The organism is Pseudomonas sp. Irchel s3a10, from assembly GCF_900187525.1.
In the GTDB taxonomy this organism is placed as follows: Bacteria; Pseudomonadota; Gammaproteobacteria; order Pseudomonadales; family Pseudomonadaceae; genus Aquipseudomonas; species Aquipseudomonas koreensis_G.
Map to the genome: position 1 here is coordinate 470,996 of NZ_FYDR01000004.1, position 13,367 is coordinate 484,362.

Annotated in this window: 11 protein-coding genes; 6 read left to right on the top strand and 5 right to left on the bottom strand. The window is 61.6% G+C overall.

Going from position 1 to position 13,367, the window contains the following annotated elements; translation table 11 throughout:
* Positions 1-15: 15 nt before the first annotated feature.
* Complete coding sequence (locus tag CKW11_RS15000; protein ID WP_095138127.1) at positions 16-2,502, top strand: circularly permuted type 2 ATP-grasp protein; 2,487 nt, start codon at positions 16-18, stop codon at positions 2,500-2,502.
* Positions 2,502-3,392, top strand: a complete 891-nt coding sequence (locus CKW11_RS15005; protein ID WP_095138128.1) for a transglutaminase family protein — start codon at positions 2,502-2,504, stop codon at positions 3,390-3,392. Before CKW11_RS15000 ends, CKW11_RS15005 begins: the two co-directional genes overlap by 1 nt.
* Before the next feature lie 212 nt (positions 3,393-3,604).
* On the opposite strand, the gene CKW11_RS15010 is transcribed toward CKW11_RS15005, so the two are convergent.
* Together CKW11_RS15010 and CKW11_RS15015 are read right to left on the bottom strand one after the other, a co-directional pair.
* Positions 3,605-3,790, bottom strand: coding sequence for a hypothetical protein (locus tag CKW11_RS15010; protein ID WP_095138129.1), 186 nt, complete (start codon positions 3,788-3,790; stop codon positions 3,605-3,607).
* A 68-nt stretch (positions 3,791-3,858) separates the two neighbouring features.
* Positions 3,859-4,446: a TIGR00730 family Rossman fold protein gene (locus CKW11_RS15015; RefSeq protein WP_095138130.1), complete on the bottom strand. Its 588-nt coding sequence runs from the start codon at positions 4,444-4,446 to the stop codon at positions 3,859-3,861.
* Between the two features lie 340 nt (positions 4,447-4,786).
* On the opposite strand from CKW11_RS15015, the gene azu reads away from it, so the two are divergent.
* The gene (gene azu, locus CKW11_RS15020; RefSeq protein ID WP_095138131.1) at positions 4,787-5,230 is read left to right on the top strand and encodes an azurin; all 444 of its coding nucleotides are present in this window, start codon (positions 4,787-4,789) and stop codon (positions 5,228-5,230) included.
* A 201-nt stretch (positions 5,231-5,431) separates the two neighbouring features.
* Here the strand turns inward: azu and nadE are convergent, their stop codons facing one another.
* From nadE to CKW11_RS15035, 3 genes are all read right to left on the bottom strand, one after another.
* Entirely contained in the window at positions 5,432-6,259 is an 828-nt protein-coding gene (gene nadE / locus CKW11_RS15025) for an ammonia-dependent NAD(+) synthetase (protein ID WP_095138132.1), read from the bottom strand.
* Positions 6,260-6,263: 4 nt separating this feature from the next.
* Positions 6,264-7,487 (bottom strand): nicotinate phosphoribosyltransferase, encoded by a 1,224-nt coding sequence (pncB, locus tag CKW11_RS15030; protein ID WP_095138133.1) that lies wholly within the window; start codon positions 7,485-7,487, stop codon positions 6,264-6,266.
* Between the two features lie 214 nt (positions 7,488-7,701).
* A complete protein-coding gene (locus CKW11_RS15035) occupies positions 7,702-8,613 on the bottom strand; it encodes a LysR family transcriptional regulator (protein WP_095138134.1) in 912 nt (303 codons plus the stop codon).
* 165 nt (positions 8,614-8,778) lie between these two features.
* On the opposite strand from CKW11_RS15035, the gene CKW11_RS15040 reads away from it, so the two are divergent.
* The 3 genes from CKW11_RS15040 to CKW11_RS15055 all read left to right on the top strand — a co-directional run bounded on the left by CKW11_RS15040 (position 8,779) and on the right by CKW11_RS15055 (position 13,209).
* Positions 8,779-10,269, top strand: a complete 1,491-nt coding sequence (locus tag CKW11_RS15040) for an aldehyde dehydrogenase family protein (protein ID WP_095138135.1) — start codon at positions 8,779-8,781, stop codon at positions 10,267-10,269.
* A gap of 154 nt (positions 10,270-10,423) precedes the next feature.
* Positions 10,424-11,707 carry an FAD-binding oxidoreductase gene (locus tag CKW11_RS15050; RefSeq protein ID WP_095138137.1) on the top strand — a complete coding sequence of 428 codons (1,284 nt, stop codon included), beginning with the start codon at positions 10,424-10,426 and terminating at the stop codon, positions 11,705-11,707.
* 368 nt (positions 11,708-12,075) lie between these two features.
* On the top strand, positions 12,076-13,209 hold the full coding sequence (locus tag CKW11_RS15055; protein WP_007915892.1) for an ABC transporter substrate-binding protein: 1,134 nt from the start codon (positions 12,076-12,078) through the stop codon (positions 13,207-13,209).
* Positions 13,210-13,367: the final 158 nt, after the last annotated feature.

Here is a 13,367-nt window from a genome sequence, read left to right on the forward strand (position 1 = left end):
TCTGCCGAGCTTTCCATGCCTGACCTGCTAGACCGCTACCCGCGCACTGCGGGCACTTATCACGAACTGCTGAATGACAGCGGGGAAGTGCGCCCGCACTGGCGGCGGCTGTTCGATCAATTGCAGCGCAGCACCCCGGCGCAACTGGTGCAGCGGCAGGCGTTGCTGGCCCGGCAGATTCAGGAAAACGGCGTGACCTACAACGTCTATGCCGATCCCAAGGGCGCCGACCGCCCGTGGGAACTGGACCTGCTGCCGCACGTGATCGCTGCTGATGAGTGGCAGCAACTGTCGGCGGGGATTGCCCAGCGAGCACGCCTGCTCAACGCGGTACTGGCCGATCTGTATGGGCCCCAGCGGCTGATCAGCGAAGGGCTGTTACCGGCGGAGCTGGTGTTCGGTCACAACAATTTTCTCTGGCCCTGTCAGGGCATCGCGCCACCGGAAGATGCCTTTCTGCATCTATACGCCGTGGATCTGGCGCGCACGCCGGACGGCCGCTGGTGGGTCACCGCGGATCGTACTCAGGCACCTTCGGGCGCGGGGTATGCGCTGGAAAATCGCACCATCGTGTCGCGGGCGTTTCCCGAGTTGTACCGCGATCTGAAGGTGCAGCACCTGGCCGGCTTCTTCCGCACCCTGCAGGAAACCCTCGCGCGTCAGGCGCCGTGTGCCGACGACGCGCCGCTGGTGGTGTTGCTCACCCCGGGGCGTTTCAACGAAAGCTATTTCGAACACCTTTATCTGGCACGCCAGCTCGGTTATCCGCTGGTCGAAGGCGGCGACCTCACCGTGCGCGATGCGACGGTGTACCTGAAAACCCTCAGTGGTCTGCGCCGGGTGCATGCAATCATGCGCCGCCTCGACGATGACTTCTGCGATCCGCTGGAGCTGCGTACCGATTCGGCACTCGGTGTGCCCGGCTTGCTGGAGGCGGTACGTCAGGGCCGGGTGCTGGTGGCCAATGCCTTGGGCAGCGGCGTGCTGGAGTCGCCGGGATTGCTCGGATTTCTGCCGAAGATCAATCAGTACCTGTTCGGCGAAGAACTGCTGCTGCCGTCCATCGCTACATGGTGGTGCGGCGAGGCGCCGGTGCTGGCGCAGGCGCTGGAAAAGCTTCCGGAGCTGCTGATCAAACCGGCGTTCCCCTCACAAAGCTTCGCGCCGGTATTCGGCCGCGATCTGAGCGAACAACAGCGCCAGGCGCTCGCCGAGCGGATGCAGGCGCGGCCATACGCCTATGTCGCGCAAGAACTGGCGCAGCTGTCCCAGGCGCCGATCTGGCAGGCCGAAGACGGCCAACTGCAACCGCGAGCGATCGGCATGCGCGTGTATGCGGTGGCCAGTGGTGATGGCTATCGCGTATTGCCCGGTGGACTGACCCGGGTTGCCGCCGAGGCCGATGCCGAAGTGGTGTCGATGCAACGCGGTGGCGCGAGCAAGGACACCTGGGTGTTGGGCGATCGTGCGCCGAGTGGCGAGCAATGGAAAACCCAGCGCAACGTCGGCGTACACGATCTGGTGCGCCGCGATCCTTATCTGCCCTCGCGGGTGGTGGAGAACCTGTTCTGGTTCGGCCGTTACTGCGAGCGTTGCGACGACAGTGCGCGACTGCTGCGGATCATGCTCGCGCGGTATGTCGATGGTGATGACCCGCAAGCCTTGCAGGCCGCCGTGGAGCTGGGCGAGCGGCTGATGTTGCTGCCGGAGGAGGGTGAGCTGCCGGAGCGGCTGCTGGCGGCGCTGCTCGGCGAGGACTGGTCGTTCAGCCTGCGCTCCAACCTGCAACGTTTGCAGTGGGCGGCCTCGCAGGTGCGCGGCAAGCTTTCACGGGAAAACTGGCAGGCGTTGGTCGAGTTGCAGCGCGAGGCAATGGAGCTGGACACCGAAGAGCCGGACTTCGGCGAGTTGCTGGATTTCCTCAACCGACTGGTGATGTCGCTGGCGGCGCTCTCGGGGTTCGCGCTCGACGACATGACCCGCGACGAAGGCTGGCGCTTTCTGATGATCGGCCGGCGCATCGAACGGTTGCAGTTTCTCAGCAGCAGTCTGGCGGCGTTTCTGCGCGGCGCCGGGGCGTTCGATCAGGCGGGGCTGGAATGGCTGCTGGAGCTGGGCAACAGCAGCATCACCTACCGTTCGCGGTATCTGGCGGTGGCGCAGTTGATTCCGGTGCTCGACCTGTTGCTGCTGGATGAGCAGAACCCGCATGCGGTGCTGTTTCAGTTGAAACTGGTGACCCGCACGCTCAAGCGATTGAATGATGATTTCGGCGTGCCTCGCGAGGCCGGATTGCCGCAATTGGTCGAGCGTCTGGCGCGGTTCGATCTGGGCTGTCTGGAGAACCCGCTGTTCGGGGAAAACAGCGTGCGTGCCGCGCTTGATGGTCTGGCGAACCTGCTGCAGGAGATTGCCGAAGCCAGCGGTCAGGTGTCCGATCGGCTGGCGCTGCGCCACTTTGCCCATGTCGACGATGTCAGCCAGCGCACGGTGTCCGTCTGATGAGCGCGCACTACCAGATCTTCCACGACACCTGTTACCACTACGACAGCCCGGTGTCGCTGGCGCAGCAACTCGCGCACCTGTGGCCGCGTGAGTGCACGTGGCAGCGTTGCACCGAGCAGCAATTGCTGATCAGCCCGGAGCCGACCACGCGGCGGGATGAGCTGGATGTGTTCGGCAATCCGCTGACCCGACTGGCCTTCGAGCGCCCGCATGACGAGTTGCAGGTCAACGCCCGGCTCACGGTTGAGGTGCTGGCGCGGCCGCTGGCGGACTTCAATCTGTCCCCGGCGTGGGAGCAGACGCGCAACGCGCTGACTTACAGTAGCCAGCCGTTGTCCGCCGAAATGCTCGAGGCTTGTCGCTATCGGTTTCAGTCACCCTACGTGCATTTGAAGCGCAGCTTCGTCGAATTTTCCGAAAGCTGTTTTCCACCGTGCAGGCCTTTGTTGCTGGGCGTGCAGGCCTTGATGCAGAAGATTTTCAGCGAATTCACCTTCGACGCCGAGGCCACGCAAGTGGCGACGCCGCTGGTGGAAGTGCTGGAGCGCCGACGCGGTGTGTGTCAGGACTTCGCGCACCTGATGCTCGCTTGCGTGCGTTCGCGAGGGCTGGCAGCGCGCTACGTCAGTGGCTATCTGCTGACCCAGCCGCCGCCGGGACAGCCACGGCTGATCGGCGCCGATGCGTCGCATGCCTGGGTCTCGGTGTTCTGCCCGGTACTCGGGTGGGTGGATTTCGATCCGACCAACAACGTGCAGCCGGCGCTGGAGCACATCACCCTGGCGTGGGGCCGGGATTTTTCCGATGTGTCGCCGTTGCGCGGGGTGATTCTGGGGGGCGGGTCTCACGACCCGGAGGTCCGCGTTACCGTGATGCCATTGGAATAACACAACAACCCATGTGGGAGCGGGCTTGCTCGCGAAAGCGTCTTCACATTCAACGTTGATGTGACTGACACACCGCTTTCGCGAGCAAGCCCGCTCCCACAGGAAGTCGTATCGTGTTCGGAAAACGGGGAGGGCTGTGAGGGCCAGCGGCTGAGCCGCCAGCCCCGTCACAAATCCGCAGGGTCTGACTCGATCATCAAACCCGGTGGGGCTCAGGCGTCAGGCGCCTGGTCTTTCGGTGCATCAACATCAACATCGTCATCAGTCGCCACTTCCCCGTCAGGGTTCAGTGCCGCTTCTTCAGCCATTTGTTTCTTGCGCTGAAGCTTTTCCTCTTTCTTCTGCTCCTTTGCCAGGTCTCGTTGACGTTTGGCGAAGGAGTAATTGGGTTTGGCCATGGGCGATCCTCTGGGGTCGAAGGTGAGGTTGAGCGGCGCGTATTCTGCCCTGTATCGGTGTCCGGCGGTTAGCCGGGTTTTTGGTCGACCCACTTGGGCGTGACGGTCGGCTTCCACTGATCGAGGGCGTCGAGCAGGGTTTGTGGCGATTCGCTCACTTGCAGCATGTCACGATGCGGCGCGCGAACGAAGCCTTCGCCGACGATATGGTCGAGAAAAGCCGTGAGTTTGCTGTAGAAACCGTTCACTTCCAGCAGGCCCAGCGGCTTGCCGTGGTAGCCGAGCTGGCCCCAGGTCCAGACTTCGAACAGCTCTTCCAGCGTGCCGAGGCCGCCGGGCAATGCGATGAACGCATCGCTCAGTTCGGCCATGCGCGCCTTGCGCGCGTGCATGCCATCGACCACTTCGAGGCGCGTCAGGCTTTTGTGGCCGATCTCCTTGTCCATCAGACTTTGCGGAATGATCCCGATCACTTCGCCGCCAGCGGCCAGGGCGGCGTCGGCGACTAGGCCCATCAATCCCACGGCGCCACCACCGTAAACCAGCGTCAGCTGGCGCTCGGCGAGGGCCCGGCCAAGGGCTTGGGCGGCTTCGGTGTAAGCCGGATCAGTGCCGGCGTTGGCACCGCAAAATACACAAACGGATTTGAGAGACATGCCTTCCTCCTGGGTCAATCCGTCACAGGGTAATGGCTGGCAGGCCTCGATCCAAGGGCTAGACTTCGCGTTCTGGCGATTCAAAGGTACCGCTGGCGCCACAGGCGTAGGCGGCGAGCAAACTGCACAACAGACCGTTAAAGAACATGATCGGCACTCCGTTTCAGTAGATGCGCCGATCATAGGCCCGGCCGGGGAATCTGGCCGGTAGATTGTTTCGATGAGTGTCATAGCCTGAAAGTTGTATACAATTTTTGACTCAAGTCATAGGAACTTGCGAAGATTTCAGGCAGTCTTTCCACCATTCGTGTTTTTGTTAACCCTGCCTTGGAGATTCACCATGTTTTCCAAAGTTGTTGCGGTATCCCTGCTGGCGCTGGCCAGCAGCCAATTGATGGCTGCCGAGTGCAAAACCACCGTTGATTCCACCGATCAGATGTCCTTCAACACCAAGGAGATCGTGATCGACAAGAGCTGCAAGACCTTCACTGTCGAACTGACCCACTCCGGCAACCTGCCGAAGAACGTCATGGGCCACAACTTGGTGATCAGCAAAGAAGCTGACATGCAGCCAATCGCTACCGCTGGCCTGGCCGCGGGCATCGACAAGAACTACCTGCCGGAAGGTGACGCGCGCATCATCGCTCACACCAAGATCATCGGCGCCAAGGAAACCGATTCGCTGACCTTTGACGTGGCCAAGATTGCAGACGGTGGCTACGGCTTCTTCTGCTCGTTCCCGGGCCACATCTCGATGATGAAAGGCACGATTACTGTTAAGTAATCAACGCACCGCATCATCGTTCTTCGCGGGCAAGCCCACTCCCACAGGGTTTGTGTCGGTCACACATTTTGTGAACAACCGGGACACTGTGGGAGCGGGCTTGCCCGCGAAGAGGCCATCAGCATCGACAGGTGAACTGGCCAAAGAAAAGCCCGCTGAGGATCACTCCTCAGCGGGCTTTTTCATTCAATCACCATGCAATCAAGGCGCAAACGGCATGACCCGTTTGTGATGAGTCTTGTTGTACGTGTTGACGATGATGTCGAACGCTTCCTGACGCACCGGCTCGCCGTGCAGGAAGGCATCGATCTCGGCGTAGGTCACGCCGTGAGAGGCTTCGTCGGGTTTGCCTGGCGACAGGTCTTCCAGATCCGCGGTCGGCACTTTTTCCACCAGCGATTCCGGCGCGCCAAAGCTGCGGGCGATCGCGCGAACCTGGTTTTTCACCAGACCGCTGAGCGGGGCCAGGTCGCAGGCGCCGTCCCCGAACTTGGTGAAGAAGCCCATCACCGCTTCCGCCGCGTGGTCGGTGCCGATCACCAGCCCGTGCGCCGCGCCGGCGATGGTGTACTGGGCGACCATGCGCATCCGCGCCTTGGTGTTGCCGAGCACGAAATCCACCGACACCGCGTGTTTGCCTTCGAACGCCGCCACTTCCCTGGCCAGGGATTTGACCGCCGGGCCGATGTTCACGGTGTGGCGTTCGTCCGGGGCGATGAAATCCACCGACGCTTGCGCATCGTGCTCATCGAACTGGGTTTCGTACGGCAGGCGCACAGCGATGAATTTGTAGGCGTCGTCGCCGGTGCGCTCGCGCAGTTCACGCATGGCGCGCTGGGCCAGGAGGCCGGCGGTCAGCGAGTCGACGCCGCCGCTGATGCCCAGCACCAGGGTCTTGAGGCCGGAATTGACCAGGCAATCCTGGATAAAGGTGATGCGCCGGGCGACTTCCGCTTCGAGGGCCTGATGCCCGGCGAATGGCGGTTGCACCTTGAGCTGTTCAGCAATCTCACGCTGTACGGCTTGCATGAATTCACTCCTTGCTAGATAGGCTGGAAACGGCAGGAACCTGGAACACATGTCGCAAATAGGCGACGAAATTCGGGTCTTTACAGTGAGTCTTGCCTGGCTCGTCGGAGATCTTCGCCACCGGCTGGCCGTTGCAGGCGGTCATTTTAAGCACGATGCTCATCGGTTCGACACCCGGAATGTCACAGGTCAGGTTGGTGCCGATGCCGAAGCTGACGTTGATCCGCCCGTGCAGCGCGCGGAAGATCTCCAGCGATTTGGGCAGGGTCAGGCTGTCGGAGAACACCAGGGTCTTGCTCATCGGGTCGATGCCGAGCTTGTGATAGTGGGCGATGCATTTTTCGCCCCACTGCACCGGATCCCCGGAATCATGGCGCAAACCATCGAAGAGCTTGGCGAAGAACAGGTCGAAGTCGCCGAGAAACGCGTCGGTGGTGATGCAATCGGTGAGCGCAATCCCCAGCAGACCACGATACTCGCGCACCCAGCAGTCGAGGGCGGCGATCTGGCTGTCGATCAGCCGTGGGCCGAGTTGCTGATGGGCCATGATCCATTCATGGGCCATGGTGCCCAGCGGCTTCATATCCAGCTCGCGGGACAGGTGCACGTTGCTGGTGCCGACGAAGCGCCCGGGGAAATCGTGCTTGAGCACGTTGACCACTTCTTCTTGCACGCGATACGAAAAGCGCCGGCGGGTGCCGAAGTCGGCGACCTGCAATTGCGCCAGTTCGTCGGTCGAGGCGTTGGCGCTGAGCCAGTCGAATTTGCGATACAGCTCTTCCCGCGCCTGTACCAGCTCGATTTCCCGGTAGCGATAGCGGTTGCGCACTTCGCTGACGATGGCCAGCAGCGGCACTTCGTAGAGAATCACATGCAGCCACGGACCGCGCAGCCGGATGAACAGTTCGCCGTTCTCGATGCCGGTGTGCAGGTAGCGCAGGTTGAAGCGGAACAGTCCGAGAAAGCGCAGGAAATCCGGCTTGAGGAAGGTGATGCGCTCGAGAAAACTCAACTGGTCGGCACTCAGGCTCAGCTCGGCCAGACGCTCGATCTGGTAGCGAATCTCGGCCAGATACGGCCGCAGATCCTCGCTGTTACGGCAACGAAACTCCCATTCGACTTCGACGTTGGGGTAGTTGTGCAGCACCGCCTGCATCATCGTCAGTTTGTAGAAGTCGGTGTCGAGCAGGTTCTGCACGATGCGATCGGCAAACACACTCTCGCTCATAAACGGGGTCTCCAGGTGCACCGCGCGGTTGCGCGGGATCAATCAATGACGCTAGTGGCGCATATCAGCGGTGGGGATTGCCAGCATTTTTTAAGAGCGTCGAGATCACCTGTGGGAGCGGGCTTGCTCGCGAATGCGGTGCATCAGTCACATTTGAATTGACTGACCCACCGCATTCGCGAGCAAGCCCGCTCCCACAGGGTTGTTGAAAACTCTATATCGGCGTCAGGTCCGGGCTGTCGATCTGCTCCAGCATCCACTTCACAAAATCCCGCACCTTCGGCACTTCCGCCGCATGCTCCGGGTAGGCCAGGTAATAGGCGTCGGAGCTGGGCATTGCATGCTGCCAGGGAATGACCAGTTTGCCGTCGGCCAATTCCTCTTCCACCAGAAACCGTGGCAGCAGCGCCACACCGCAGCCGACCTGAGCAGCGCGGATGCACATATAAAAGGTTTCGAAACGCGGCCCGTGATAGCTGTGCTCGGTGTGGTAACCCTGACTGTCGAACCAGTCGTGCCAGGCCTGTGGGCGCGAGGCATTTTGCAGCAGCACCAGATCGGTCAGTTGCGTCGGGTCGGTGAAGGGCGTGTCCGGCAGGCTGCCGGGGGCGCAGACCGGCACCAGCTCTTCGCCGAACAGCTTCAGGCATTCGGTGCCGGGCCGTGAGCTCTGGCCGAAATAGAACGCCAGATCGCTGCGACCCTGCAGCAAGTCATCGGCCTCCTGCTCGTTGCACAAGTCGAGATGGATCGACGGATGGCGCAGACGCCAGCCCTTCAGACGCGGTACCAGCCAGCGCGCGCCGAAGGTCGAAGGGGTAGAAACGCGCAGGACTTCGGTCTCGCCGCCGTAGGAACGCAGGTAATGCGTGGACATTTCCACCTGGGTGAGGATTTTTCGGACTTCCACCAGGTACAAATCCCCGGCCGGGGTCATCTGCAAACGCCGACGCACCCGACGGAACAACAAGTGCTGCAACAATTCCTCAAGCTGCGCCACTTGCTTGCTGACAGCGCTCTGGGTCAGGTTCAGCTCCTCGGCGGCCCGGGTAAAGCTCAGGTGCCGGGTCACGGCCTCGAAGCACTGCAACGCGGTGATCGACGGCAAGTGGCGTTTATTCAGCATGGGTGGTCCCTTTTTCTTGTCTTTCTGTGCGCAGCATGAATAAACGGAATGATATCTCGCGTAAAGGTCGTTTGTTGCCTTGCCCTCGGGAAGCTACAACTAAAGGCCTGCCCGGTCGTGAACATTCGGCCGCACACATTCAGTTTTTCGCTTGAGGAGTGACCCATGGTTGCCGCATTGCTTGATCGTCTTGGTGTGAACCCGGCCCTGTACCAGAACGGCAAAGTGCCGGTGCATTCGCCCATCGACGGCAGCCGCATCGCCGCTGTGAACTGGGAAGGCCCGGCCGAAGTCGAGCAGCACATCAGTCGCGCAGATCATGCTTTCGAGCAGTGGCGCAAGGTGCCGGCCCCGCGTCGCGGCGAGCTGGTGCGTCAGTTCGGCGAAGTGCTGCGCGAATACAAGGCTGACCTCGGCGAACTGGTGTCGTGGGAAGCGGGCAAGATCACTCAGGAAGGCCTCGGTGAAGTGCAGGAGATGATCGACATCTGCGACTTCGCCGTCGGCCTGTCGCGTCAGTTGTACGGCTTGACCATCGCCTCCGAGCGCCCGGGCCACCACATGCGGGAAACCTGGCATCCGCTGGGCGTGGTCGGCGTGATCAGCGCGTTCAACTTCCCGGTCGCGGTGTGGGCGTGGAACACCACGTTGGCGCTGGTCTGCGGTAACCCGGTGGTGTGGAAACCATCGGAGAAAACCCCGCTGACCGCACTGGCCTGCCAGGCACTGTTCGACCGTGTGGTGAAGAATTTCACCGATGCGCCGGCGAATCTCTGCCAGGTGATCATCGGTGGTCGCGATGCTGGCGAAGCGCTGGTGGATGACCCGCGTGTCGCGCTGATCAGCGCCACCGGCAGCACCCGCATGGGCCGCGAAGTGGCGCCGAAAGTCGCCGCACGTTTTGCCCGCAGCATTCTCGAACTGGGCGGCAACAACGCGATGATCCTCGGCCCGAGCGCCGATCTGGACATGGCCGTGCGCGCCATTCTGTTCAGCGCGGTCGGCACTGCCGGTCAGCGTTGCACCACCCTGCGTCGGCTGATTGCCCATGAGTCGGTGAAGGAAGAAATCGTCACTCGCCTCAAAGCCGCGTACGCCAAAGTGCGTATCGGCCATCCGCTGGAAGGCAATCTGGTCGGCCCGCTGATCGACAAACACAGCTTCGAAAACATGCAGGACGCGCTGGAGCAGGCGCTGAGCGAGGGCGGCCGGGTGTTCGGCGGCAAGCGTCAGCTCGAAGAGCAGTTCCCCAACGCCTACTACGTGTCGCCGGCCATTGTCGAAATGCCAGAGCAGAGTGATGTGGTCTGCAGCGAAACCTTTGCGCCGATCCTCTACGTGGTCGGCTACAGCGACTTCCAGGAAGCGCTGCGCTTGAACAATGCGGTGCCGCAAGGCCTGTCGTCGTGCATCTTCACCACCGACGTGCGTGAGGCCGAGCAGTTCATGTCGGCGGTCGGCAGCGACTGCGGCATCGCCAACGTCAACATCGGCCCGAGCGGCGCGGAAATCGGCGGCGCGTTTGGTGGCGAGAAAGAAACCGGTGGCGGTCGTGAGTCGGGCTCCGACGCCTGGCGCGCGTACATGCGCCGCCAGACCAACACCGTGAACTACTCGCTGGAGTTGCCGCTGGCGCAGGGCATCACCTTCGACTGAGCTTGGAATGACGCAGATCCCCTGTGGGAGCGGGCTTGCTCGCGAAGTTGGTGGGTCAGTCGACACAGATGTTGGCTGAAACACCGCTTTCGCGAGCAAGCCCGCTCCCACAGGATCAGCAGTGTGTTTGGCAGGTTTCTGTTGGAGTCTGGCAATGCCGTTACGCGAAGAATGTCTGTGGGAAACACTTACGCCGCAGCGCCCGGATAACTCCGCCCTGCGCGGCGAGGTCAAAGTCGATGTCTGCGTGATCGGCGCCGGATTTACCGGGTTGTCGGCGGCGCTGCATCTGTTGGAAAAAGGCAAAAGCGTCTGCGTGCTCGAAGCGCACCGCGCCGGGCACGGCGGCTCCGGACGCAACGTCGGGCTGGTCAACGCCGGCATGTGGATCCCGCCGGACGAGATCGAAGCCGGTTTCGGCGAAGCGGTCGGCAGTCAGCTCAACCGAATGCTCGGGGCGGCGCCGGCGCTGGTGTTCAGCCTTGTGGATAAATACAACATTGATTGTCAGTTGCGCCGCGAAGGCACCCTGCACATGGCGCACAACGCCAAGGGCGAGGCGGATCTGCGCAGTCGCGAACAACAGTGGAAGCGTCGCGGGGCGCCGGTCGAACTGCTCACCGGCAAGGCCTGCGAGCAAGCCACCGGCACGCAGAAGATTGCCGCCGCACTGCTCGACCGCCGCGCCGGTACGCTCAACCCGATGGCTTATGTCACCGGACTGGCCAACGCGGTGAAGGGGCTGGGCGGGCAGATGTTCGATCACTCGCCAGTGACCCGTCTTGAGCGCGTGGGCCAGCAATGGTCGGTGCAGACCGAGCTAGGTTCGGTACTCGCCGAGCAAGTGGTGATCGCCTCCAACGCCTACACCGAAGGCGACTGGACCGAACTCAAGCGCAACTTCTTCCCCGGTTATTACTATCAGGTCGCGTCGGTGCCACTGACCGAAGACGCCGCCCAGGAAATCCTCCCGGGCGGGCAGGGCTCGTGGGACACGCGCCAGGTGCTGAGCAGTATTCGCCGCGACAAGGACGGCCGGTTGTTGCTCGGTAGTCTGGGCAATGGCAATCAGAAACCGACGTGGTTCCTCAAGGCCTGGGCCGATCGTGTGCAGCAGCATTACTTCCCCCATCTGAAGCCGGTGGAATGGGAATGCACCTGGACCGGGCGCATCGCCTTCACTCCCGATCACCTGATGCGCCTGTTCGAACCGGCGCCCGGCCTGGTGGCCGTCACCGGTTACAACGGTCGCGGCGTGACCACCGGCACTGTGGTCGGCAAAGCCTTCGCCGACTACCTGTGTAACGGCAATCCTCAAGCCCTGCCGATTCCCTTCGCACCGATGCAGCCCTTGGCCGGTGTCGGTTTGCGCAGCTGTCTGTACGAGGCCGGGTTCTCGCTGTATCACGCGGGCCAGTGCCTGCGCATCGTGATTTGAGTGTTGAAATATGTTGCGTAACGCGGCGCTTTTCGGAGTAACGACTAGCCTCTAATGGTGCGGGTTGTAGCAGTCCCGCACCAGCAGTGTGCAGTTCGGTGACGCGAGCTGTTACAGGCTGGTTGCACGTCGTTTGGTGCCGCGGTTGCAATGATGGCGCAAGCGGGTTGCGCCTCAGATTTAATAAGGTTTCACCTTCCGCGGTTTAGACGGTTGCACGCCCAATGAAAATGGGAACGAAACAGTCGAAATAACAAGAAAGCAGCGACTTTTTGAAGAATAAAAAACCGATGGCACGGCGCTTGCTCAGAGCATTCAGTGAAGTGAAGTCGCAGTGCCAACTAAAAAAAACCTTGGAGCACCACCTCATGTCCCAGACGTTTTACAAGAAAGGCTTTCTGGCCCTCGCAGTGGCTACTGCGTTGGGTGTTTCTGCGTTTGCTCAAGCTGATGTGAAAATCGGTGTAGCGGGTCCAATGACTGGCGCCAACGCGGCATTTGGCGAGCAGTACATGAAGGGTGCACAGGCGGCGGCGGACGCGGTCAACGCGGCAGGCGGCGTCAACGGCGAGAAGATCGTACTGGTCAAGGGCGATGATGCCTGCGAACCGAAGCAGGCGGTGACAGTCGCCAAGGACCTGACCAACCAGAAAGTCGCCGGCGTGGTCGGACACTTCTGCTCTTCCTCCACGATCCCCGCCTCGGAAATCTACGACGAAGCCGGGATCATCGCGATCACCCCGGGTTCCACCAACCCGCAGGTTACCGAGCGCGGCCTGAGCGCCATGTTCCGTATGTGCGGGCGTGACGACCAGCAGGGCATCGTGGCCGGCGACTACATCGTCGACGTGCTCAAGGGCAAGAAAGTCGTCGTACTGCACGACAAAGACACCTACGGCCAAGGGCTGGCGGATGCCACCAAGGCACAACTGGTCAAGCGCGGCGTAACGCCCGTGTTGTATGAAGGCCTGACCCGTGGCGAAAAAGACTTCAGCACCATCGTCACCAAGATCCGTGGCGCTGGCGCCGACGTCGTCTACTTCGGCGGCCTGCATCCGGAGGCCGGCCCGCTGGTTCGTCAATTGCGTGAACAAGGCCTGAAAGACGTCAAGTTCATGTCCGATGACGGCATCGTGACTGACGAACTGGTGACCACCGCCGGTGGCCCGCAATTCGTTGACGGCGTGCTGATGACTTTTGGCGCCGACCCACGCCTGCTGCCTGACAGCAAGACCGTGGTGGACGCGTTCCGTAAGGCCGGCACCGAGCCTGAAGGCTACACCCTGTATGCCTACGCTTCGGTACAAACCCTGGCTGCCGCGTTCAACGGTGCGAAGTCCAACAAGGGCGAAGAGGCTGCGGCCTGGCTGAAGAAAAATCCGGTGAAAACCGTGATGGGCGAAAAAACCTGGGACTCCAAGGGCGACCTGAAAGTCTCCGACTACGTGGTGTACCAGTGGGACAAGGACGGCAAATATCACCAGCTGGAAAAACAGAAGTAAGGGCTGACGCGATCATCCGAACGCCATGAACCCCTGTGGGAGCGGGCTTGCTCGCGAATGCGGGGTGTCAGTCGCCATCAACGGTAACTGATACACCGCTTTCGCGAGCAAGCCCGCTCCCACAGGAGGCGATGGTGTTCGGGGGGAACGTGTCTGCA